The sequence below is a fragment of the Staphylococcus coagulans genome (assembly GCF_002901995.1).
GTDB classification, from domain to species: domain Bacteria; phylum Bacillota; class Bacilli; order Staphylococcales; family Staphylococcaceae; genus Staphylococcus; species Staphylococcus coagulans.
On record NZ_PPQN01000011.1, the window covers coordinates 148,452 to 170,643 of the forward strand.

Here is a 22,192-nt window from a genome sequence, read left to right on the forward strand (position 1 = left end):
AACCTAAAGCTTATTATAGCATATCGAAATATCTGCTTGATAATAAAACAATGAATTTGAATTAAAATTCCATAAAAAAGAGTATGCCTGTAATTTTATTCTTAAAAAAGTATTATTTTTTAAAACAAAAGATTTAATAAGATGTGCTTGTTGGCCTCACACAAGCAAAGTGCGTTCAATTATTGATTCGTTCCGCTTTCAGCGAGTTGTCTCAATGATTTAACTTCATGCGGTGATAGGACTCGACCCTCTCCTGCACCTAATCCTTTTAATGTCAATGGTCCAAATGAAACGCGAGATAGTTTTTGAACATTAAAACCAAAATGTTCAAACATACGTCTTACCTGTCTATTACGCCCTTCTGTAATTGTAATTTCTACTAAAGAACTGTTTTTCTCTTTATTTTGTTTTTTAACTTTCACTTTTGCAGGTTGTGTGAGTCCATCTTCAAGCTTAATTCCTTTTTCCAATGCTTTAACCTGATCTCTTAAAATATAACCTTCTATTTTAGCAACGTAAGTTTTTGGTATTTTAAAACGAGGATGTGTCATTAGATGCGTAAAAGCACCATCATTCGTTAACAATAACAGACCAGAAGTATCATAATCTAAGCGACCTACTGGATATATGCGTGTTTCAAGGTCGTCGAAATAATCAGTGACTACTTTTCGACCACGATCGTCTGAAACACTCGTAATGACTTGGGCAGGTTTATAAAATAAAATATATAATTTATCTTCCAGTTCAAGAGGAATCCCTTCTACACTGACTTCATCGGAAGGTCGGACTTTCGTTCCAAGTTCAGTGACTGTAACACCATTCACTTGGACCTTACCTTCTTGGATTAATGTTTCTGCTTTACGTCTTGACGTATAGCCGCTATTTGCGATCCGCTTTTGTAGTCTTTCTAATTCTTTGCTCATTATGATTCTCCTTTTTGATTCACTAACTGACTAAAAAAGGATTCGATTTCCTCTTCTTCCTCATCAGTTGTAGGCAATGCTTCTAAGTTTTCTAAGCCAAACACATTTAAAAACAATTCAGTTGTATATAATTGTTGACCTCGGGCTTCAGGGTTATTTCGAGGTTCAATTAGGCCTTTACCAATCAACGTTTTAACTGGACCATCTGAACTGACGCCTCTAATTAATTCTATATCATTTCTAGTAACAGGTTGATTATAAGCTATGATGGCTAAGACTTCCATGGCAGCTTGTGAAAGTTTTGTTGATGCTTTATTAATAATCAGCGACTCTATATAAGGTTCAGCTTCTCTTTGCGTTGTTAAAACAAAACGATTACCATATTGATGGATTTCAAGCCCCGGTATATTTAATTGAGAGATTGTCGTGTTTAACGTGTCTGAATCAATAGCTAGTGTTTCGAGTAATTGTGCTTCGTCAATACCATCTTCACCGACTGTATACAAAATTGCGGAAAGTGCTTCTATTGTATTAAGTGTCATAATTAACCCCTTTACTGATTTCGATATTCTGAAATGCTTGGACTTGTTGTAATTGAATGATGCCATTTTTAGACATTTCTAACAAAGCTAAGAAATGCGTAACAACATGTTCAATAGATTCATGAAATGTAAACAAGTCAAAAAAAGAAATGCGAGTAGATGTTTTTAACTGATCATATATGTGTTGGGTCGATTGTTGAATCGTATATGTTTCTTTTCTTATATCTACTGTCGTTGGCTTTTTAAGTGCAACACGCGTTTTCATTTTTTGATATGCAACAATCAACTCAGTTAAATCGATTTGAGTATCGTGTGACATGCGCTCAGATTGCTCATAGTGTGACAAATCTGTTGGCGCTTTTGTATAATAATGCTCACGAAGTTCGCGTTGTTCGTTTAACATTTCAGAATAGGCTTTGTAATTTTGATATTCAATTAATTTTTCTACAAGTTCGTCACGTGGATCCTCTTCTAATAAATCCTCTTGAGGTGTGTCAGGTAATAACATTTTACTTTTAATCATTAAGAGTTCAGAAGCCATTAACAAATATTCACTTGCGATATTAATTTCAAGTTGCTTCATTGCATGAACGTACTGCATATATTGCTCTGTTAATTCACGCATAGGTATATCATAGATATCAATTTCGAATTCATTGATTAAGTGCAACAATAAATCCAACGGCCCGTTAAAGGCATCAAGCTTTACTTCATACATGGGTGATCCTCATTTCGTATTGCAAGTCATGTGCATAAATACAAAAAATATTATAGCATGTTTATGTATAACAATAAATTTTTGGAGTGATAAAATGAAAGAAAATGATTTAGTTCATTTTTATTATCAATTTCATTATGAACAGCATTATTTTTTGTGCCATGATATTTTAGAGGAAGCGTGGAAACTGCAGTCTGAGTTTACCAAACAAGATGCTGTTGTAAGTTTAATCCTATTGGCTACAGGATGCTATCACTATCGTAGAGGTAACTATAAAGGTGCCCACAAAACCTTTAATAAGGCTTATCAAATCATTCAATCCTATAAACTGAATGAACTGGTGTATTTAGGTTTAAATATTTCAGAATATATGGAAGTATTAAAGCATTTAATACACGCAACATCTCTAGAAATCCCTTTTTCTCCAATTCAACTGCCTCTGACAAAAGAAATGGAACTACAAATTAAAGGGGAGTTTCCGAATTATTGTGTAACAAAGCATGTTGTTAGTACGCCTTATATTTTACATCATCATCAACTGAGAGATCGGACAGAAGTGATCGCAGCACGTCACCACGCATTAACACAAAGAAAAAAGGAATAAAACAGATGATTCTTAAATGAACTTCTGTTTTATTCCTTTTATTCTTTCATCTCTAAAGACCAAACGCTAACTTCAAACTAAGGACTAAGCTCTAGGATGATAGTCTTGGTAAATTTTACGAATCTGATTTTTAGTCACATGCGTATACAATTGTGTTGTAGAAATATCTGAATGTCCTAGCATGTCTTGTACAGCGCGCAAATCAGCGCCATTCTCCAATAAATGTGTAGCAAATGAATGACGTAATGTATGTGGTGTTAGTCTTTTGGTAATACCCGCTTTAAGCCCAACTTGCTTAATCATCTTCCAAACGCCTTGTCTTGACATTGGCTTACCATGCATGTTTAAAAATAAAACATGGGTAGTCGTATGTTTTAACAATTGTGGTCTTATCTCTTGTATATAATGCGCTAAACAATCGATGACCGTTTCACCTAAAGGCACAATTCTTTCTTTGCTCCCTTTACCAAACACTTTTGCAAAGCCCATGATAAGATTGACATCTTGGACTTCTATATGAATAAGTTCAGATACACGCATCCCAGTCGCATATAAAAGTTCAAGCATTGTTTTATCACGATAACCGTTAATTTTTGAAGTGTCAGGTGCCATTAATAATTGGTCAACCTCATCAATAGATAGTACATCAGGTAACTTTCTATCATATTTTGGTGTCGAGATAAGGACAGTTGGATCATGTGTCGTATAACCTTCTCTCAAAGCAAATTGATGAAAGCTTCGAATTGTCGAAGTGAATCTTGCAATGGATTTCGCTGAACGTCCTTCGTCATGTAAAAAACCAAACCACTCTTGAATGATTTGCCGATTAACAAAATTTAAATGAGTAATTTTTTGCTCTTTCAAATAGCTTAAATAGTGGTTAAGATCACGACGATACGCAGCGATTGTGTTGTTGGACAAACCTTTTTCTATTTGAATAAATCTTAAATATTCATCTCGAATTTCTTCCATGCATTGACCTCAATTCTTGTCAATATCATTACATTTGCGCTTTTGTGCCTTTGCCCTCTTTTTGACACGCTTCACAAATACCATGAAATGTAAGTCTGTGATCTAAAATCTTAAAATTAAATTCATTTTCAACACGTTCTTCTACTTGTGGTAATAAGTCTTCTTCTATTTCATCTACTCTACCACACTCCATACAAACAAGATGGTGATGAAAATGCTTAGACCCCTCTTTTCGTAAATCAAAACGTGCAACACCATCACCAAAGCTCACCTTATCCACAACTTTTAAATCTGCTAAAAGTTCTAGTGTACGATAAACAGTGGCTAAACCAATTTCAGGTGCTTTTTCTTTTACTTTTAAGTAAACATCTTCGGCACTTAAATGATCAGTCTCATTTTCAATTAAAACACGCACCGTTGCTTCACGTTGCGGTGTTAATTTATATGAAGACTGCTGTAACTGTTGCTTCACGCGATTAAGTCTTTCCTCCACGGAAGCCTCACCCCTCTACTGAAAATTATAATTATTACAATTTGATTGTTTTACTTGTTATAAATTACCAGTAATTGAGAAAAAAAGCAACTCATAGCGGTTATTTATTTAGAATGATTATAATGTAGTAATAGGTATTGGAATGCAATCAGCGTTTTAGCATCCTCTATTTCATGTGTTTCTACTGCATTTTTAACATCGGCCATTGAAAAATGTATTTTCTCAACAAACTCATCTTCATCTAAATGAACAGTGCCCTTTTGGAGTGAGTCCGTAAAATAAATAGATATTTTTTCATTTGCAAAACCGGGTGTACCATATACTTCGCCAATCAAATCTAATCGGTCAGTTTGATAACCTGTTTCTTCTTCAAGTTCTCTCATTGCTGCTTCTTTTCTATCTTCACCGGGTTCAAGCTTACCAGCAGGTATTTCTAATAATGTTTGTTCTAAAGGTTTGCGATATTGCTTCACTAGAATGACCTCATTTTCTGGTGTTACAGCACAAATCGCAACAGCACCATTATGTTTTACGACTTCTCTATAGGCTGTTTTTTGATTGGGTAAGCGAACTTCATGTTTCTCTACATTTATAATTTTGCCTTCGTAAATTGTTTCTTTTGATATTGTTTTTTCTTCAAAATTCATCAGTGATATGCCCCTTTTCAATTTTTCTCACAGTTTGCTATCATTAGTATACATAAATTTTATCGGAAGGAGCTTTAACATGCAAAAAAACACATTGAAAAGTGGTCTGACTTTATCAGAATTAGGATTGGGATGTATGAGTCTAGGTACAGATGAAAATGATGCTTCTAAAATTATAGAGACAGCCATTGAAGCGGGTATTACCTATTTTGATACGGCAGATATTTACGATAAAGGTGAAAATGAAAAGATTGTTGGGAAAGTTTTAAAAAAATATCAACAAAATAGTGATATTGTTATTGGCACAAAAGTCGGCAATCACTTAAAAGATAATGGAGAAACTTTTTGGGATCCTTCAAAAAAACACATTAAAAACAATGTTAAACAATCTTTAAAAAGACTTGGCTTAGAAACGCTTGACCTCTACATGCTTCACGGTGGAACAATTGAGGATCCATTAGATGAAACGATTAGTGCATTCGATGAATTGAAGCAAGAAGGACTGATCAAAGCTTATGGTATTTCATCTATACGCCCTAATGTCATACGCTATTATTTGAAACATAGTCAAATTGAAACGATCATGTCGCAATTTAATTTAATTGATAATCGCCCGCTCGATTTACTTGACGAAATCAATCAAAAAGGTGTGAAACTTTTAGCTAGAGGCCCAGTTTTTAAAGGATTGCTCACCAACAAAGCAGAAGTCACTCTGAATAATAAATTTAAAGAAGGAATTTTTGATTACAGTTACGAAGAATTGAAACAAACAATTCAGTTGCTTCAACAGATGAATCCTCAGCTTACTGCGCTAGCCTTTGAATTCTTAAAGTCTCACGCAGTATTAGGATCGATTATCGTTGGCGCGAGCACACCTGAGCAACTGAGTGAAAATATTCAACAGTATCATTCAACGGTTACTAACGAACAACTTCAAGCTGCAATGGATGTTGTGAAACGCCTTCATTATACAGAACATTGGGAAATGTAACTTACAGACCCTTCCTTTTCTTACCTAGAAAAAGAGGTTTAGCAAATTTTTCAATCCATCGGGGAGCAAGTTGATACCATTTCAACATTAAGTGGAGCCCTTTTGGAAGATTGACTTCAATTTTCTTTTGTCTCAACGCTTTGATGATTTGTGCGGCTACAAATTCGGGTTGACGCATGATTCGTTTCACTTGATGTGCGTATTGTCCTGATGGATCCGCCTTACCATGAAAAGGTGTTTGAATCGGCCCTACGTTAACTGTCATAACGTGCCAATTAGGCTGTTCCATTCGTAACGCATTAAGCAGATGATTGAGCGCTGCCTTACTACCACCGTAATGAGCAGCGTAAGGTTGTGTAGCAAATGCAGCGAGGCTACTGATGCCTACAACAGTTGCATGGGCTTTAAAGAATGGTGCACATCGTTTAAGTAAAATCGCAAAATGCACGATATTGATTTGGTAAGTCTCTACCACTTCTACATCTTTATGCTGAAGCAATGATTTAAAATAGCCTAAACCTGCACAATGTATAAGACCCTCATATTGGATGTCTGGATTTAATTGAAGATTGATCTCACGCACTTGTCGGATATCAGAAAGGTCGCATTCAATCAAATGGACATTTTGATTCGAAAAGTACGCACGTGCTTTATTTATATCTCGTACAATTAGTGTTAATTCACAAAGGTCTTGAAGCATGGCTTGAGCCAATGCGAATCCGAGACCACTGGTACTACCAGCCATAATAAAATGTGGTTTTTGCATAAAATCACCCTTTATCTTTTAAATCGTTCCCATAGCGCTATGAATAACTGTAATGTAAAAGTACTAAATAAGGAAGTGAAATGTCGTATGAAAATCGTTTTTTATGGTGCCGGCAATATGGCACACGCCATTTTTACGGGTATTATTAATTCGAAAATTTTGGCGCCTGAGGATATTTATTTAACGAACCGTACTAATGAAGAAATGTTGCAATCTTATAAAGAAGATTTAGGTATTCAATATAGTTATGATGATGAAGCTTTATTAAAAGATGCCGATTATGTTTTTCTTGGATCAAAACCACATGATTTTGATCAACTTGCTACACGCATTAAAGGAAATATTCATAATCAAAATAAATTCATTTCTATCATGGCAGGATTACCGATTTCTTATATTAAACAGAAACTCGATACGCATGCTCCGATTGCGCGTATTATGCCAAATACAAATGCACATGTTGGCCATTCTGTAACCGGTGTGAGTTTCTCTTCGAATTTTGGTCCAACTTCTAAAGAAGAAGTTTTAGAAGTCATCAATGCATTTGGATCTGCAATCGAAGTTCAAGAAGCACATTTGCATCAAGTCACTGCGATAACAGGAAGTGGTCCTGCATTCTTATATCATGTATTCGAACAATATGTGATGGCAGGTACAAAATTAGGTCTTGAAAGAGCTCAAGTAGAAGAGTCTATACGCGAGTTGATTATAGGGACTAGTAAGATGATTGAGCGTTCTGACTTGAGTATGGAACAATTAAGAAAAAATATCACTTCAAAAGGTGGTACGACACAAGCTGGATTAAATGCATTGTCTGAATATAATTTAGAAGGTATATTTGAAGATTGCTTGAATGCAGCTGTCAATCGTAGCATCGAACTATCAGCGCAAGAAGATGAATTGTAATTACAAAATGTTTCATATATAAATGTTGCAGTTGGATATTAATTCTCACATAAATAGCGCTAAGATGAATTTTACTTGAAAATCGTCTTAGCGCTTCTTTTTTATGATAAAACCTCGTATTGTATGACTTCGCTTTCATGGGCGACTGTCTTAGATTGTAGAGTTCAGATGTCTTGTTCCCGCCATTCTGCTTCAAATAAGCCAAATTGAGTTGAGATTTCAGTCCTCATGTAGCGAGTTCATGAATACAAGGTTTTCAAGAATTTTATGTCACGGACGCAACTTTTTGTTTGCGAGATCGCTATTAAAATGTATAACTATCAAAATCTTCAACAAACTGAAACGATTGTTCAGATTCTGCTTGGATTTGAGCTTCTATCAATTGAATGTCTTCTTTAGTGTAGCGTCCACTTAAGTGCGTCAACAACCCATGTTTAACTTGACCATCCGCCATTAATTGAAGGACATCTTCAATATGACTATGATGATAAGCATTGGCTAAAGACTTATCGCCTTCAATATATGTGGATTCATGAACTAATACATCAACGTGATGTGCAAGTTCGAGTGCATGCTCACTCGGTTTTGTATCACCGAAAATAGCAATGGTTTTCCCTGTTTTTTCAGGACCTTTGAATTGATTTGCATCATAGGTTTTGCCATCATATTCAAATGTATCTTGAGACTTAATCTTTTGATAGAGTGGGCCTGGCGGAATACCTAACGCTTTCAATTTCGAAACGTCTAATTTTCCTGGGGTATTCGGTGCCTTAATACGATATCCATAGCAAGGAATACCATGGTTTAAGGGCCTAGCATTAACTTCAAAATGATTAATACTTAAATCAAGACGCTTGTCTATTTCGATAATGTGTAACGGATAATTTAAATGTGAATAAGTTAATGATAAATTGTATTCAATAAAATCTTTTATGCCTTTTGGACCGATTACAGTCAGTGGCTTCGACTCTCCACCTTGAAATGAACGACTGGTCAAAACGCCCGGTAAGCCGAAAACATGATCACCATGCATATGTGTGATAAAAATGTGACTGACTTTTCCGAGTTTAATGGAATGGTGGAGTATTTGGTGCTGGGTTGCTTCCCCCACATCAAAAAGCCAAATATCTGTTAAATAAGGCTCAAGTTTTAAAGCGATAGATTGTGTATGACGCTCTTTAGTAGGTAACCCTGCACTGGTACCAAAAAATGTGATTTCCATGCTTCGTGCCTCCTTAGCGTTATATTACCATAATTGCCAATGAATCGGTAACGAAATCTGACTGTATATCATGAAAGCAGAATTGTATGTCATTATGTGCGATATGCTTTATAATGTACACATATTCAATATAAAAAGAATTGAGGTTTTGAATCTTGAATAAGACAAATAATCATATTCCAGCGCTTATTACCATATTCGGCGCAACTGGTGATTTAAGTCACCGTAAATTATTCCCTTCCCTTTTTCATCTCTATCAACAAGATAATTTAGATGAAAGAGTAGCGATTATTGGTATCGGTAGACGTCAATTGACTAACGATGATTTTAGAGCACAAGTAAAAGCATCTATTCAAGCGCATGTCCAAGATACAAAACATTTAGACAAATTTATGCAACATATCTTTTATCAACCCCATGATGTGAATGATGAAGCAAGTTATCAAACACTATTAGAGTTAAGTGAATCCTTAGATCGTACATTCTCTTTAGGGGGTAACCGTGTCTTTTATCTTGCGATGGCGCCCCAATTTTTTGGCATCGTAACAGATTATTTAAAATCTTCTGGCTTAACAAATACAGAAGGCTTTAAACGTTTAGTCATTGAAAAGCCGTTCGGTAGTGATTTGAAATCCGCGGAAGAATTAAATAAACAAATACGACGTTCTTTCAAAGAAGAAGAAATCTTTAGAATTGACCACTATTTAGGAAAAGATATGGTTCAAAATATTGAAGTTTTACGTTTTAGTAATGCAATGTTTGAACCTTTATGGAATAATAAATATATTTCAAATATTCAAGTCACTTCATCAGAAATATTAGGTGTTGAAGATCGTGGTGGCTATTATGAATCTAGTGGTGCTTTAAAAGATATGGTGCAAAACCATATGTTACAAATGGTAGCATTATTGGCAATGGAGCCGCCTATTAGTTTGAATAGTGCCGACATTCGAGCAGAAAAAGTTAAAGTTTTAAAATCTATGCACGTGTTAAAACCAGAAGAAGTACGTCAACAGTTTGTTAGAGGACAATATGATCGTGGAACGATTGACGGTCAACAAGTGAAAGCGTATCGTGAAGAAGATAAAGTTGCTTCTGATTCTAAGACCCCTACTTTTGTTTCTGGGAAAGTGCTCATTGATAACTTTAGATGGGCTGGTGTTCCATTTTATATCCGTACCGGTAAACGTTTAAAACGTAAATCAATTCAAGTTGTGGTTGAATTTAAAGAAGTTCCTATGAACCTTTATTATCAAAAAGATAAACATTTAGATTCTAATTTACTTGTCATCAATATTCAACCGAACGAAGGCGTTTCTATTCATCTGAATGGTAAAAAATATGTACAAGGAATTGAAACTGAACCCGTTCAATTGTCTTATGCGATGAGTGCACAAGATAAAATGAATACGGTCGATGCATATGAAAACTTGCTATATGATTGCTTAAAAGGTGATGCGACAAACTTTACGCATTGGGAAGAATTGAAATCAACATGGAAATTTGTCGATTCAATTCAAGAAGCTTGGGATAAATTTGAACCAGAATTTCCTAATTATGAATCTGGAACAGATGGTCCGTTAGATAGTGATTTATTGCTAAGCAGAGATGGTTTTAAATGGTGGAATGACATTCAATAATTTAAAAACATAAGGTTAATAGAAAATGAGCTAAGAGATACGGTTTTAGTATCACTTAGCTGTTTTTTGTTATATAATTGATAACTAGATACGAAAAATCGTATGTCGTGAGTTTTAAGAGTATAGGGAGTGAAAATTTTGGACGTTATCAAACAGTTGCAACGTGCTATAGTCTATATGGAAGATCATCTTTTAGAATCGTTTGATTTGCAAACATTAAGTGAATACGTTGAAATTTCTCCTTATCATTTAGAACAATCTTTTACGATGATTATAGGCCAAACCCCTCGTGAATATTGTCGAGCTAGACGATTAACGTTAGCTGCCAAAGATTTAATTCAAGGTGCAAATCGGTTAATCAATGTGGCTAAACGCTATCATTATGAAGATGTGAATGATTTTGCACATGATTTTAGTGATTATCATGGGGTTTCGCCGTTACAAGCTAAATTGAAGCAAGATCAATTGAAAATGCAAGAAAGATTGTATTTGAAATTATCAACAACTTCACGTCCCCCACTTCCTTATCGTCTTGATAATATGGGAGGCTATACTTTAGTGGGACATTCTCGTTTTATCCCTTCTAATGAATTAGATAATCATTTTATTGTGCCTGACTTTCTTGAGGATTTGAAAGCAGATGGCCGATTGAAAGAGATGATCCGCTATAATGATCGCAGTCCTAGCGAATTATTTGTTGTAAGCTGTCCTTTAGACCAGGGCTTGGAAGTTTTTGTAGGTGTGCCAAGTGAGCGTTTGCCTGCACATTTAGAAGATCGTTTCTTTGCTGAACGTCAATTTGCATTGTTTAATTTACAAGGAGAGATTGATTATGTCACAAGTGAAGCTTGGCATTACATAGAAACTAGTTTACAACTGACTTTACCTTTTGAGCGTAATAGTCTTTACGTTGAAATTTATCCATTTGAGATTTCTTTTGAGGATCCATTTACGAAAGTACAACTTTGCGTACCAGTCAATATTGACGATGAATAATATTTGAAGTTACAGATAGCGTTTAAATAAAGATATTAAAAAGAGACTCGCAACTTATTGCTTGCGAAGTCTCTTTTTTTAATCAATTTATATCATCCAAAATGAATTACTCTGTCCAATGTGTATGGAATGTACCTTCTTTATCTTTACGTTGGTAAGTGTGCGCACCAAAGTAATCGCGTTGTGCTTGGATTAAGTTAGCAGGTAATTCAGCTGAACGATAACTATCATAGTAGTTAATACTTGCTGCAAAACCAGGAATTGCAATACCGTTTTGAACACTTGTTGCCACGACATCACGCAATGCAGATTGATATTCTGTAACAATATCTTTAAAGTAATCATCTAATAAAAGATTTTGTAATTGATTGTCTTTGTCGTAAGCATCTTTAATTTTTTGTAAGAATTGCGCACGAATGATACAACCTTCTCTCCAAATCATCGCAAGTTCGCCTAATTGTAAATTCCAATTATTGTCTTCACTTGCAGATTTCATTTGGTCAAATCCTTGCGCATATGAACAAATTTTACTCATGTATAAAGCGCGACGGATTTTTTCAAGAAATGCTTCTTTATCCCCTTCAAATGAAGCAGAAGGACCATTTAAAAGTTTTGAAGCATTGACACGTTGTGTTTTTAATGAAGAAATAAAACGTGCAAATACAGATTCAGTAACGATTGTTAATGGTGCTCCTAATTCTAAAGCGTTAATCGATGTCCATTTACCAGTACCTTTTTGTCCAGCTTGGTCCATGATTTTTTCAACAAGGGGTTCGCCATTTTCATCTAATTTTGTAAAGATATCTCCAGTGATTTCAATAAGGTAACTTTCTAACTCGCCAGCATTCCAAGATTTGAATGTTTGAGAAATCTCTTCATGTTGCATACCGAGTAAATCTTTCATAATGATATAACTTTCAGCAATAAGTTGCATATCTGCATACTCGATACCATTATGTACCATTTTAACGTAATGACCAGCACCGTTTGGTCCAATATAAGTCACACAAGGTGTTCCGTCTTTCGCTTTAGCAGAGATAGCTTCTAAAATGTCTGCCACTTTTTCATAAGCTTCTTTTTGTCCACCAGGCATCATTGAAGGACCAGTTAGGGCACCTACTTCACCACCGGAAACACCCATTCCGATAAAGTTAATACCACTTTCAGCTAATGCTTTATTTCTACGAATCGTATCTAAATAGTTTGTATTACCACCATCAATTAAAATATCGTCATTATCAAGTAAAGGTAATAAACTTTCGATTGTTTTATCTGTAGCTTCACCAGCTTTAACCATTAATAATATTTTACGTGGTTTTTCTAAAGAATTTACAAATTCTTCAATTGAATAAGTTGGAACGATGTTTTTTCCTTTAGATTCTTCAACCATTAAATCTGTTTTTTCAGAAGAACGATTAAATACTGATACACTGTAGCCACGGGATTCAATATTCCAAGCTAGGTTTTTACCCATTACGGCTAAACCTACTACACCAATTTGTTGTGTCATTTTACTAACCTCTCTTATTTATAAATTACGGACTTATTGTACCATATAATAAGTCATGAAACACTTTCGCAATCTTATTTAGCGATTTCAATGATTTTAAGAACGTAATTTGCTAAATCATTTAAAGATTGTTTAGAAATACGTTCGTCTGTCGTGTGTATTTTTTCATAGCCGACGCCTAAAATGACAGAAGGAATACCTAATTTATTAATGATGTTGCCGTCTGAACCGCCGCCACCGACATTGGCTTGCATATCAAAGCCAAGCGCACGGGAAGCTTGTTCAGCAATTTGATACACTTTGTCTTCAGGCTGAATTCGAAAGCCTGGATAAGAGAGTGAAGTTTCAACTTCTGCATGACAATTAAATTGCTCTGCAGTCGATTGAAAGGTTTTCTCCATATGTTCGATTTGTGCATCTAATTTTTCTTTTGAATGAGAGCGTACTTCTGCCCATATATTAACGAGATCAGTGACGACATTTGTGGGACCTCCCCCTTGGAACTTTCCAATATTTGCTGTTGTTTCATGATCAATTTGTCCTAATTTCATTTGACTGATGGCTTTTGCTGCAATATTGATAGCACTAATGCCTTCATCAGGTGTGCTCGCATGTGCTTTTTTACCATGAATTGTTGCATTAACTTTTGATTGATAAGGTGCCCCAGTAGTGATATGCCCGACAGGAACTGAAGAATCAATAGCATATCCATAATCAGCATCTAGATCGTCTTTTCTTAATGCTTTAGCCCCTACTAAGCCTGATTCTTCTCCGACTGTAATCACAAATTGAATTTGTCCGTGTTGAAGATTTTGCTCTTGTATCACTTCAAGAACTTCAAATATAACCGCTAAACCTGCTTTATCATCTGCCCCTAAAACAGTAGTTCCATCTGAATAAATAAAACCATCTGCTTTGATAACAGGCTTCACACTTCGACCTGGCTCAACAGTATCCATGTGACTCGTAAAATAAATTTTGTCATACTCTGTATGAGTGGCTGGTAATGTACAGATTAAATTATTTGCACCAAATCCTGTTTCTTGTCGTGCTTGGTCTTCAACAACTTTTAATCCCAAAGTCTCGAATTTATGTTTTAAGATGGGTTGAATGATTTCTTCGTGCCCTGTTTCAGAATCAATTTGAACTAATTCAAGAAATGTATTTAACAATCTTTCTTCATTAACCATTATGTCACCTTCCTTTTAACTTTAATGTCATTTTATCGAAAAACCCACATTATGCAAAATATCTAATTTTGAAGCATAGTTAAAATTGCTTTGGCGTTTTGAATTAATGAATGTTATAATTTCGTTATTAGTCATTGATGATAAGCGTCAACGGTATTAAGTTCATTTAATAGTGACGTATTTAACGTAAGTATCAATGAATTGGCTATTTATTGTGATGTTATCGATGGTTTTCATCGAGGGATGAAGTACAGTTGATGTCATTTTTAAAACCATGAATGTATAGTCAAATTTCGAGATGATGACTTGGAGGCGTAGATTTTGTTAAATAAAAAGGTTAGAAAAGTTTTATTAATTGTCATGCTTTTAGCAATCGTCGCGTCACTTATTTTAACAGGTGTCGCACCTTTGTTAAGTATGTAGTGGATGTTAAAAAGCTGATGTCTCATGGGGACATCAGCTTTTTATATTTCTTTTATCGAATATTTCAGGCGACTATTGAACTTCGTGGTGCATTTTTAGTGATCCAAATTTAGATTTAATCGTTAAATATTCTTCAGTATCATATAAAATTTGTATCATACTTGAGCGTGTATGAAGCTCTTCATGTGTGGTGGGTAAAGGCAATTGTTCGATTTCCAAACGAATTTGGTAAAGTGTGTGAAGGCGTAACGCTGTATAGTTATTTTCATTCACATTTTCCGCCATTTCTTTAAATAAATGAGAGACACGCGCGCTCATGACATCATCAGCATGAATATGTTCGATATGATCCTTAATCCGTTTTAAAATTTCAACTTGGTCTTCTCGCATGTCGAAATAATGATAGTAACTATTTTCATTACGTACAAAGTGATTTTTAACATCTCTAAAAGCGAGTGATTTTGCTTCTTGTATTGTTTTAGAAAGAGAAACAAATGAAACATTAGGATGATTGTTATGTTGAGCGCAGGCATCGCTGTACACATAGAAAATCCGTTTAATTTGAGATTCTATCTCCCGCTTATATTTCGATAATGCGTGATCGAGATTTGGCATAATCGTATTCATTGTAAAAGCGATGGATAAGCCAACGATTAACAATAAAATCTCATTGATTACTAGGTCAAAATTGATTACTTTTGCATTAAAAAAGTGAAGTAAAATGACAATACTTGTGACGACACCTTCTTGCATGTTAATCATTACTGTTGTAGGAATAAAAAATAAAACAATTAAGCCGAGTACCCAAGCATGTTGACCGAGTAAAGTGAAAATCGTTGCTCCAAAGGCGATAGCGATAAGACAGGAAATAAAACGAGAAACGATGGCATGTACAGAGTTCATTTTTGTATCTTTGATACATAAAACAACTAAAATAGCACTAGATGCGTAATTATCCAACCCTAAAAGCTGTGCAATGATTACACCTAGTGCCATGCCTATCGCAGTTTTAATCGTTCTTAATCCGATACGGTATGGATTTAAACGTAACATGCGACGTCACCCTACTTTTCAACACAGTAGCGATCAAACAAACGTTGCAATTGAGTGATGACATCCATTGTATCGTGTCCCTCGATTTGGTGACGTTCCACCATTTCAGTAATTTTGCCATCTTTCATCAGTGCAAAAGAAGGACTAGATGGTGCATACCCTTCGAAATAATCTCTTGCACGTTGAGTCGCTTCTTTATCTTGACCGGCAAATACTGTAACAAGACGGTCAGGCAACACATCGTAATGTAAAGCGTGCATTGCAGCTGGACGAGCAATTCCTCCTGCACAGCCACATACAGAATTCACCATGACTAAAGTTGTACCCTCTTGCTTGAAAACTTGATCCACTTCTTCTTCTGTCGTTAATTGTTCATAACCAGCATGGTCCATTTCTGAACGCGCTTGCTGAACGACATTATTCATATATAAATCAAAATTTAAATCCATTTTGACATTCCTCCATACATTAGGCTTGAACTATTTTTATTTTACTAAACGTTCATGTGGACTGCAATCATTCTATGTCCGCTTTTAATGTCGAGCAAATATTCATACAGAAGGTAACCGATATGATTCCCTATATAATACATCAAAAGCAGATGTATATTTTTCATAAAAAGAAAAAGTTGAGCGCTACATGCCCAACCTTTTCTTTATGATTATTATATAAAATGCTGATGCTTTTTTAAATAACTTAAATTGTATTATCCTAGACCTAGTACAATGAAAGAATTTAGCTTGTACTATAAGATTTGAATCGTTATTTTCAGATTAATATACTTGCGTATGCTCTACAGTGTAGCTTTCAATACGTTGTTTTACTTCATTTAGGAATTGCCCTGCCTGTAAACCATCAAGTATACGATGATCTATAGATAGACAGAGATTGACCATTTGACGGATTGCAATCATATCATCAATGACAACAGGTCGCTTTACAATCGATTCCACTTGAAGTATTGCAGCTTGTGGATGATTAATAATGCCCATAGAGCTTACAGAGCCGAATGTCCCTGTATTATTGACAGTAAAAGTACCGCCTTGCATATCTTCATGAGTTAATTGATGGCGACGTGCTTTTTGCGCTAATTCATTGATTTCACGCGCAATACCTTTGATGGATTTTTCATCCGCATGGTGAATAACAGGTACGAATAGTTTATCTTCATGCGCGACAGCGATTGAAATATTCACATCTGAATGAAGAATAATTTCATCTTCATGCCACGTACTATTGAGAAGTGGATATTTTTTCAAAGCTTCAGCAACAGCTTTTACAAAAAAGGCAAAATAAGTTAAATTATAGCCTTCCTGTGCTTTAAACTGTGCTTTATAGTGATTTCTAGTTTTAGTTAATTCAGTGGCATCCACTTCTACTTTCATCCAAGCATGTGGAATTTCTTGAACACTTTGTACCATTTTTTTAGCAATTTGTCTGCGTACACCGTTAATTGGAATGGTTTGTGAATGCTTGTCATGTGATGAAACATGCGTATTTTCATGATTTGTAGCTGGCTCCTGAACGACTGGTTCTTCAACAGTCTGGTTGTGTGTTCCAGATGTTTCGGATGTTTGCGTTGCTTGAGATGCTATCCCTTGGCCTGCGATATGCGCTTCAATATCTTTCTTTGTCACACGACCTTCAAAACCAGTACCTTCTACATTTGCTAAATCAATATTATGTTCCGATGCTAGACGAAATACGACTGGTGAAAAACGGCCGTTATTTTTAACTTTAGTATCCGCTTTATCTTGATTAGAAGCTACAGATTGAGCTGCATGTATGGCTTCAGTCGATGTTGATTCTTCTTGCTGTTCACTAGATGTACTTACGGATAAATCTGCATCATGATTTACAACTTCCATTTCGCATATCACTGCACCGACTTCGATTATTTCGCCTGCTTGTGCAATAATTTTAGTGATTGTACCAGTATATGAAGAAGGCACTTCGGCTGTAACTTTATCTGTAATGACTTCGCATAAAGGATCATATTCTTCGATTTGATCGCCTTCATTGACTAACCACTGCTCAATCGTTCCTTCATGGACACTTTCTCCAAGTTTTGGCATTTTAATTTCCATGATGACCCTCCTTAAAAGCGCGCAAGTTCACGCATTTTATTTTTTATTTTATCTGGATTAATCATAAATTCGTCTTCGAGTGGAGGCGAAAATGGCATTGCTGGCACATCAGGACCAGCAAGTCGCATAATTGGCGCATCTAAATCAAATAAGCAATTTTCAGCGATAATTGCTGCCACTTCAGATAAAATACTTCCTTCTTTATTATCTTCAGTAACTAACAAACATTTACCTGTTTTTTTCGCGCAACGGACAATCGTTTCTTGATCAAGTGGATATACCGTCCGTAAATCTACAACCTCAACATCAATATTTTCATCTTTTAATACATCAGCGGCTTGTAAACAATAATTAACTGCAAGTCCATATGAAAATACTGTAATGTCTCTACCCTCACGCTTAACATCTGCTTTGCCTAACGGTACAGTGTAAAACGTTTCTGGTACTTCCTCTTTTAATAATCGATATGCCTTTTTATGTTCAAAAAAGAGCACAGGATCATTAGATGCGATAGAAGCAAGTAATAAACCTTTCGCATCATACGGTGTTGAAGGAATGACAACTGTTAAACCTGGTGTTGACGCAAACACACTTTCAATACTTTGGGAATGGTATAAAGCGCCATGTATGCCACCTCCAAATGGGGCACGAATTGTTAAAGGTGCGTGCCAATCATTATTAGAACGATAACGTAATTTTGCAGCTTCACTCATAATTTGGTTTGTTGCAGGTAGAATATACTCGGCAAACTGTATTTCAGCAATCGGACGTTTGCCCATCATGGCTGCACCTATAGCTGAACCGACTATATTTGATTCAGCCAATGGTGTATCTAATACCCGATACTTGCCATATTTCTCTTGTAAACCTGCTGTAACGCCAAATACGCCTCCCTTTTTACCCACATCTTCACCTAATATAAATGTTTGAGGGTCTTGTTCTAAAGAAAGATCCAACGCTTGTTTAATTGCTTCTAAGTAAGTAATTTTAGCCATGTTTAAAGCCCTCCTTCTTCATAGACATATTGGTAAGTTTCTGATGCATCAGGATAAGGTGAAGCTTCAGCCTCTTTTGTTGCTTTATTTACAATGGCTTGATTCTCTTGCTCGATTTCATCAAACCAATCACAATCGACTAATTCATTATCGATGAGATAAGATTTGAATTTTAAATTACAATCATTTTCTTTATCTTGCGCTTTTTCTTCATTAGAACGATAACGGTCATCATCGTCGGAGGAGTGTGCTGTTAATCGTGTGCACATTGCTTCAATGAGTGTAGCGCCTTCACCGTTAATCGCGCGTTCTCGAGCAGCTTTAATAGCACCATAAACCGCGATAGGATCATTTCCATCAACTGTTTCTCCAAACATACCATAACCTTTAGCACGGTCTGAGAGTTGTTCAGCGCCATACTGCAATTCTTTAGAAACTGAGATTGCATATTTATTGTTTTCTATTAAACAAATAAATGGTAAATCGTGAACGCCTGCAAAATTAAGCCCTTCATGAAAGTCGCCTTGGTTAGAACTTCCTTCGCCAAGTGTTGTCAACGCGACCTGTTGTTTGTTATCCATTTTAAATGTCAATGCCGCACCTACAGCATGTAATATTTGAGTGGCAACAGATGAACCTTGAGACATAATCCCTACTTCTTTTTTACTAAAATGTGAAGGCATTTGTTTTCCGCCAGAGCTAATATCGTCTCTTTTACCGAATGCTGATTGCATTGTTTCTAATGGAGTCATCCCTAAATAAGTAACGAGTGCGAGGTCTCGATAATAAGGGGCTGTTACATCTCCTTTTTGAAGTGCATAAGCAGTCCCAATTTGAGTTGCTTCTTGCCCTTGACAACTAATTACGAATGGGATTTTACCTGCTCGATTTAATAACCACATTCGCTCATCAAGTTTTCTTCCTAAGTCCATTGCTTGATAAATTATCTTTAAATCATCAACTTCTAGTCCTAGACTTTTATAATCTTTCATATTCATTTCCCTCCTTCATATCTATATATGGATAGATTGATTATTCATTTTAAGACCGAGTTCCATTATTAATTCAGAAATCGATGGGTGTGCATGTGTAGATAAGCCCAATTCTAAAGCTGAACCATTCATAAATTGTAATACGCTAAGTTCATTAATTAATTCAGTCATATGTGGACCCACGAGTGTAGCGCCAATAAAACTTTCTGAATCTTTATCAAATAAAAGTTCAGCAAAACCCTCAGGTTGATTGGCTGATTCAATCATCGCTTTTCCGTTCGCTCTAAATGGCGCCTTAACAATTTTAAAGTTCAATCCTTTTTGTTTCGCTGTTTCTTGGTTCACCCCTATAGATGCAATTTCTGGTGATGAATAAACACATTTTGGCATTTGATTATAGTCTATTGGTAATGGATTTTCATTAAACATATGTTCAACGGCTATAACGCCTTCCCGTGCACCAACATGCGCTAATTGTAGATGACCAATCACATCGCCTGCAGCATAAATATGTTGATCCGCTGTCTGCATCCATGCATTCGTTAAAATCATCTGCTTTTCATTTAGCTCAACCTTTGTATTGTTAAGCCCAATGTCCTGCGTATTTACACTTCTACCGATTGAAACAAGAACTTTCTCAGTAGAGAAAGGATGTTCAACATTAAAAGTTACTTTATCAGTATGAATTTCAATATCTTCCTTATTGAGTGCTGTATTTGTATAGAAAGTGACGTCCTGTTGCTCTAATTCTTTTTGAATCAGACGACTACTCTGTTGACTTTCACTAGGAAGGATTCTTGGACCTGCCTCTATGACATAGACTTTGACACCAACGCTACTCAAAAATGATGCAAATTCTAACCCTATGACGCCACCCCCGATAATCGTCATTGACTGAGGTAGTGCGGTTAACGTCATCATGTCATCACTACTTAAAATTTGTTCGTGATCAAAAGGTAAAAATGGCAGCGCCAGTGGGTTTGATCCTGTTGCGATCAGAACATAATCATTAGGTAATAATTCAGAAGATCCGTCTTCATATTCAACTGAAACTGTTCCGCTTTGCGGTGTGAAAATAGAAGCACCTAACAAGCGACCAACCCCATTAAATACATCGATTTTATGTTGCTTCATTAAACTTTGAACGCCTTGATGCATTGTTTCTACAATTCGATTCTTGCGTTCCATCACTTGTGGGAGGCTAAACTGAAATGTAGAAGGCTCTGCTTGAATCCCATATTGATCGGCATTTTGCATTAAATGATAGACTTCAGCTGATTTGAGAAAAGATTTTGTTGGGATACATCCCTTATGTAAACATGTGCCTCCAACTTTTGATTTTTCTACTAAGGCCACATTTTTTCCTAATTGACTCGCCCTTATTGCAGCAGAATAACCTGCAATGCCACCACCTAAAATAACGACATCATATTTTTCTTTTGTCATAATATTTATCTCCTATCGATACGTTTGGATTGATATTTCTTGGTTAAATGCACGTTGTGATTGGTCGGCCAACGTTGTCATTTCATGTTCTCCGGCATAAACAGAAATAGGTGCGATCCAATCTACGTAAGTTGAGATCAATTCAACGAGTTGCTCATTATAACTCATTCCACCTGTTAAAATAATTTGATCAACTTTTCCTTTCAAAATAGCAGCACGTTCTCCAATCACTTTTGAAATTTGAAGTGCCATTGCACCAATGAAAAGTCGTACTTTTTCATCCGTATCGTAAGACATCATGATTTCTTTCAAATTTGAAGTCCCAAAATACGCAGTCAGTCCAGATTCACGACTGAGAATTGCATTTAACTTTTCAGCAGATAACTGATTCCTCTCCATATAAGTTATCAGTAAATCATTCGGTATACTTCCTGCTCTATCCATAGCCATTGGTCCTTCGCCATATAGTGCTTCGTTGACATCGATGACACGACCTTGTTGATGGGCACCAATACTAATCCCGCCACCCATGTGGGCGACTATCACATGGACATCTTCATAGTTTTTATTAATGCTTTTCGCATATTTGCGAGCCATCGCTTTTTGATTGAGTGCGTGAAAAACACTGCGTCGTTGGATATCCGGTATCCCTGTCACACGTGCTTCATCGATTAATTCGTCTACAACAACAGGATCAGTTGTAAATACGGGAATATGATATTTTTGACCTAAACGATAACCAATCATTGCACTTAAGTTCGCAGCATGAGCACCATAATCAAATGATTTAAGGTCGTTATACATGGCTATATTCACTTCATAGGTTCCGCCTGACAATGGCTTTAGTAAACCGCCACGACAGGCAATAATATCTATATTATCAAGTGTTTGATGATGAGATAATAAATCTTGTTCAATCAATTGTTGACGTGTTTGTTCTTGTTCTAACAAAGTTTGATTAATAACTGAACTTGAATGTTTAATATTTTCATTTAAAATACATTCATCATTACGGTAGATTGCATATTTACTCGATGTACTACCAAGATTTAAAACGAGTGTCGTTACCATAGAAT

General features: G+C 35.8%; 23 protein-coding genes. 6 read left to right on the forward strand and 17 right to left on the reverse strand.

From position 1 onward, the window contains the following. Nucleotides 1-179 precede the first annotated feature (179 nt). From CD118_RS03010 to CD118_RS03020, 3 genes are read right to left on the reverse strand one after another with little or no spacing between them, the layout of a single operon-like run. The gene (locus tag CD118_RS03010) at nucleotides 180-923 is read right to left on the reverse strand and encodes a pseudouridine synthase (protein ID WP_050330852.1); all 744 of its coding nucleotides are present in this window, start codon (nucleotides 921-923) and stop codon (nucleotides 180-182) included. Next, a complete protein-coding gene (scpB, locus tag CD118_RS03015; protein ID WP_050330851.1) occupies nucleotides 923-1,465 on the reverse strand; it encodes an SMC-Scp complex subunit ScpB in 543 nt (180 codons plus the stop codon). The genes CD118_RS03010 and scpB overlap by 1 nt, the downstream gene beginning before the upstream one ends. After that, nucleotides 1,455-2,183, reverse strand: coding sequence for a segregation and condensation protein A (locus CD118_RS03020; RefSeq protein WP_050330850.1), 729 nt, complete (start codon nucleotides 2,181-2,183; stop codon nucleotides 1,455-1,457). The genes scpB and CD118_RS03020 overlap by 11 nt, the downstream gene beginning before the upstream one ends. A gap of 94 nt (nucleotides 2,184-2,277) precedes the next feature. On the opposite strand from CD118_RS03020, the gene CD118_RS03025 reads away from it, so the two are divergent. Beyond that, nucleotides 2,278-2,787, forward strand: a complete 510-nt coding sequence (locus CD118_RS03025; RefSeq protein WP_103356218.1) for a DUF309 domain-containing protein — start codon at nucleotides 2,278-2,280, stop codon at nucleotides 2,785-2,787. A gap of 84 nt (nucleotides 2,788-2,871) precedes the next feature. On the opposite strand, the gene xerD is transcribed toward CD118_RS03025, so the two are convergent. From xerD to CD118_RS03040, 3 genes are all read right to left on the reverse strand, one after another. After that, complete coding sequence (xerD, locus tag CD118_RS03030) at nucleotides 2,872-3,759, reverse strand: site-specific tyrosine recombinase XerD (RefSeq protein WP_060829880.1); 888 nt, start codon at nucleotides 3,757-3,759, stop codon at nucleotides 2,872-2,874. A gap of 28 nt (nucleotides 3,760-3,787) precedes the next feature. Continuing rightward, nucleotides 3,788-4,252, reverse strand: a complete 465-nt coding sequence (fur, locus tag CD118_RS03035) for a ferric iron uptake transcriptional regulator (RefSeq protein WP_016425130.1) — start codon at nucleotides 4,250-4,252, stop codon at nucleotides 3,788-3,790. Between the two features lie 104 nt (nucleotides 4,253-4,356). Next, nucleotides 4,357-4,899, reverse strand: a complete 543-nt coding sequence (locus CD118_RS03040) for an NUDIX hydrolase (protein WP_050332250.1) — start codon at nucleotides 4,897-4,899, stop codon at nucleotides 4,357-4,359. 79 nt (nucleotides 4,900-4,978) lie between these two features. Between CD118_RS03040 and CD118_RS03045 the strand changes: the two genes are divergently transcribed. After that, on the forward strand, nucleotides 4,979-5,890 hold the full coding sequence (locus CD118_RS03045; RefSeq protein WP_060829879.1) for an aldo/keto reductase: 912 nt from the start codon (nucleotides 4,979-4,981) through the stop codon (nucleotides 5,888-5,890). Nucleotide 5,891: 1 nt separating this feature from the next. Here CD118_RS03045 and CD118_RS03050 read toward each other — a convergent pair whose 3' ends face one another. After that, on the reverse strand, nucleotides 5,892-6,656 hold the full coding sequence (locus CD118_RS03050) for an SDR family NAD(P)-dependent oxidoreductase (RefSeq protein ID WP_103356219.1): 765 nt from the start codon (nucleotides 6,654-6,656) through the stop codon (nucleotides 5,892-5,894). A gap of 87 nt (nucleotides 6,657-6,743) precedes the next feature. Between CD118_RS03050 and proC the strand changes: the two genes are divergently transcribed. Then, nucleotides 6,744-7,562, forward strand: a complete 819-nt coding sequence (gene proC / locus CD118_RS03055) for a pyrroline-5-carboxylate reductase (protein ID WP_050330845.1) — start codon at nucleotides 6,744-6,746, stop codon at nucleotides 7,560-7,562. A gap of 304 nt (nucleotides 7,563-7,866) precedes the next feature. On the opposite strand, the gene rnz is transcribed toward proC, so the two are convergent. Continuing rightward, nucleotides 7,867-8,784, reverse strand: a complete 918-nt coding sequence (gene rnz, locus CD118_RS03060; RefSeq protein ID WP_050330844.1) for a ribonuclease Z — start codon at nucleotides 8,782-8,784, stop codon at nucleotides 7,867-7,869. A gap of 155 nt (nucleotides 8,785-8,939) precedes the next feature. On the opposite strand from rnz, the gene zwf reads away from it, so the two are divergent. Both zwf and CD118_RS03070 read left to right on the forward strand, forming a co-directional pair. Beyond that, the gene (gene zwf, locus CD118_RS03065) at nucleotides 8,940-10,424 is read left to right on the forward strand and encodes a glucose-6-phosphate dehydrogenase (protein WP_050330843.1); all 1,485 of its coding nucleotides are present in this window, start codon (nucleotides 8,940-8,942) and stop codon (nucleotides 10,422-10,424) included. Nucleotides 10,425-10,562: 138 nt separating this feature from the next. Further along, nucleotides 10,563-11,420, forward strand: a complete 858-nt coding sequence (locus CD118_RS03070) for an AraC family transcriptional regulator (protein ID WP_103356220.1) — start codon at nucleotides 10,563-10,565, stop codon at nucleotides 11,418-11,420. Between the two features lie 106 nt (nucleotides 11,421-11,526). Here the strand turns inward: CD118_RS03070 and gndA are convergent, their stop codons facing one another. Then, nucleotides 11,527-12,930 (reverse strand): NADP-dependent phosphogluconate dehydrogenase, encoded by a 1,404-nt coding sequence (gndA, locus tag CD118_RS03075; RefSeq protein WP_103356221.1) that lies wholly within the window; start codon nucleotides 12,928-12,930, stop codon nucleotides 11,527-11,529. Between the two features lie 74 nt (nucleotides 12,931-13,004). Then, the gene (locus CD118_RS03080) at nucleotides 13,005-14,120 is read right to left on the reverse strand and encodes a tripeptidase T (protein WP_103356222.1); all 1,116 of its coding nucleotides are present in this window, start codon (nucleotides 14,118-14,120) and stop codon (nucleotides 13,005-13,007) included. A gap of 321 nt (nucleotides 14,121-14,441) precedes the next feature. Between CD118_RS03080 and prli42 the strand changes: the two genes are divergently transcribed. After that, the gene (gene prli42, locus CD118_RS11950) at nucleotides 14,442-14,543 is read left to right on the forward strand and encodes a stressosome-associated protein Prli42 (protein ID WP_155976431.1); all 102 of its coding nucleotides are present in this window, start codon (nucleotides 14,442-14,444) and stop codon (nucleotides 14,541-14,543) included. A 72-nt stretch (nucleotides 14,544-14,615) separates the two neighbouring features. On the opposite strand, the gene CD118_RS03085 is transcribed toward prli42, so the two are convergent. The 7 genes from CD118_RS03085 to buk all read right to left on the reverse strand — a co-directional run bounded on the left by CD118_RS03085 (nucleotide 14,616) and on the right by buk (nucleotide 22,187). After that, nucleotides 14,616-15,596 carry an aromatic acid exporter family protein gene (locus CD118_RS03085; protein ID WP_103356223.1) on the reverse strand — a complete coding sequence of 327 codons (981 nt, stop codon included), beginning with the start codon at nucleotides 15,594-15,596 and terminating at the stop codon, nucleotides 14,616-14,618. An 11-nt stretch (nucleotides 15,597-15,607) separates the two neighbouring features. Beyond that, entirely contained in the window at nucleotides 15,608-16,045 is a 438-nt protein-coding gene (brxB, locus tag CD118_RS03090) for a bacilliredoxin BrxB (RefSeq protein WP_016425141.1), read from the reverse strand. Between the two features lie 324 nt (nucleotides 16,046-16,369). Beyond that, nucleotides 16,370-17,683: a dihydrolipoamide acetyltransferase family protein gene (locus tag CD118_RS03095; RefSeq protein ID WP_103356224.1), complete on the reverse strand. Its 1,314-nt coding sequence runs from the start codon at nucleotides 17,681-17,683 to the stop codon at nucleotides 16,370-16,372. Nucleotides 17,684-17,694: 11 nt separating this feature from the next. Then, nucleotides 17,695-18,678, reverse strand: a complete 984-nt coding sequence (locus CD118_RS03100; RefSeq protein WP_050330836.1) for an alpha-ketoacid dehydrogenase subunit beta — start codon at nucleotides 18,676-18,678, stop codon at nucleotides 17,695-17,697. A 2-nt stretch (nucleotides 18,679-18,680) separates the two neighbouring features. Then, nucleotides 18,681-19,670 carry a thiamine pyrophosphate-dependent dehydrogenase E1 component subunit alpha gene (locus CD118_RS03105; protein WP_103356225.1) on the reverse strand — a complete coding sequence of 330 codons (990 nt, stop codon included), beginning with the start codon at nucleotides 19,668-19,670 and terminating at the stop codon, nucleotides 18,681-18,683. Nucleotides 19,671-19,691: 21 nt separating this feature from the next. Further along, nucleotides 19,692-21,116, reverse strand: coding sequence for a dihydrolipoyl dehydrogenase (gene lpdA, locus CD118_RS03110; RefSeq protein ID WP_103356226.1), 1,425 nt, complete (start codon nucleotides 21,114-21,116; stop codon nucleotides 19,692-19,694). Nucleotides 21,117-21,128: 12 nt separating this feature from the next. Continuing rightward, nucleotides 21,129-22,187: a butyrate kinase gene (gene buk, locus CD118_RS03115; protein ID WP_103356227.1), complete on the reverse strand. Its 1,059-nt coding sequence runs from the start codon at nucleotides 22,185-22,187 to the stop codon at nucleotides 21,129-21,131. Nucleotides 22,188-22,192 lie beyond the last annotated feature (5 nt).

What these genes read in the sequence shown, in the direction of transcription:
- CD118_RS03010 (WP_050330852.1), bottom strand. Translation starts at nt 923, where the DNA reads ATGAGCAAAGAATTAGAAAGACTACAAAAGCGGATCGCAAATAGCGGC.
- scpB (WP_050330851.1), bottom strand. Translation starts at nt 1,465, where the DNA reads ATGACACTTAATACAATAGAAGCACTTTCCGCAATTTTGTATACAGTC.
- CD118_RS03020 (WP_050330850.1), bottom strand. Translation starts at nt 2,183, where the DNA reads ATGTATGAAGTAAAGCTTGATGCCTTTAACGGGCCGTTGGATTTATTG.
- CD118_RS03025 (WP_103356218.1), top strand. Translation starts at nt 2,278, where the DNA reads ATGAAAGAAAATGATTTAGTTCATTTTTATTATCAATTTCATTATGAA.
- xerD (WP_060829880.1), bottom strand. Translation starts at nt 3,759, where the DNA reads ATGGAAGAAATTCGAGATGAATATTTAAGATTTATTCAAATAGAAAAA.
- CD118_RS03040 (WP_050332250.1), bottom strand. Translation starts at nt 4,899, where the DNA reads ATGAATTTTGAAGAAAAAACAATATCAAAAGAAACAATTTACGAAGGC.
- CD118_RS03045 (WP_060829879.1), top strand. Translation starts at nt 4,979, where the DNA reads ATGCAAAAAAACACATTGAAAAGTGGTCTGACTTTATCAGAATTAGGA.
- CD118_RS03050 (WP_103356219.1), bottom strand. Translation starts at nt 6,656, where the DNA reads ATGCAAAAACCACATTTTATTATGGCTGGTAGTACCAGTGGTCTCGGA.
- proC (WP_050330845.1), top strand. Translation starts at nt 6,744, where the DNA reads ATGAAAATCGTTTTTTATGGTGCCGGCAATATGGCACACGCCATTTTT.
- rnz (WP_050330844.1), bottom strand. Translation starts at nt 8,784, where the DNA reads ATGGAAATCACATTTTTTGGTACCAGTGCAGGGTTACCTACTAAAGAG.
- gndA (WP_103356221.1), bottom strand. Translation starts at nt 12,930, where the DNA reads ATGACACAACAAATTGGTGTAGTAGGTTTAGCCGTAATGGGTAAAAAC.
- CD118_RS03080 (WP_103356222.1), bottom strand. Translation starts at nt 14,120, where the DNA reads ATGGTTAATGAAGAAAGATTGTTAAATACATTTCTTGAATTAGTTCAA.
- CD118_RS03085 (WP_103356223.1), bottom strand. Translation starts at nt 15,596, where the DNA reads ATGTTACGTTTAAATCCATACCGTATCGGATTAAGAACGATTAAAACT.
- brxB (WP_016425141.1), bottom strand. Translation starts at nt 16,045, where the DNA reads ATGGATTTAAATTTTGATTTATATATGAATAATGTCGTTCAGCAAGCG.
- CD118_RS03095 (WP_103356224.1), bottom strand. Translation starts at nt 17,683, where the DNA reads ATGGAAATTAAAATGCCAAAACTTGGAGAAAGTGTCCATGAAGGAACG.
- CD118_RS03100 (WP_050330836.1), bottom strand. Translation starts at nt 18,678, where the DNA reads ATGGCTAAAATTACTTACTTAGAAGCAATTAAACAAGCGTTGGATCTT.
- CD118_RS03105 (WP_103356225.1), bottom strand. Translation starts at nt 19,670, where the DNA reads ATGAAAGATTATAAAAGTCTAGGACTAGAAGTTGATGATTTAAAGATA.
- lpdA (WP_103356226.1), bottom strand. Translation starts at nt 21,116, where the DNA reads ATGACAAAAGAAAAATATGATGTCGTTATTTTAGGTGGTGGCATTGCA.
- buk (WP_103356227.1), bottom strand. Translation starts at nt 22,187, where the DNA reads ATGGTAACGACACTCGTTTTAAATCTTGGTAGTACATCGAGTAAATAT.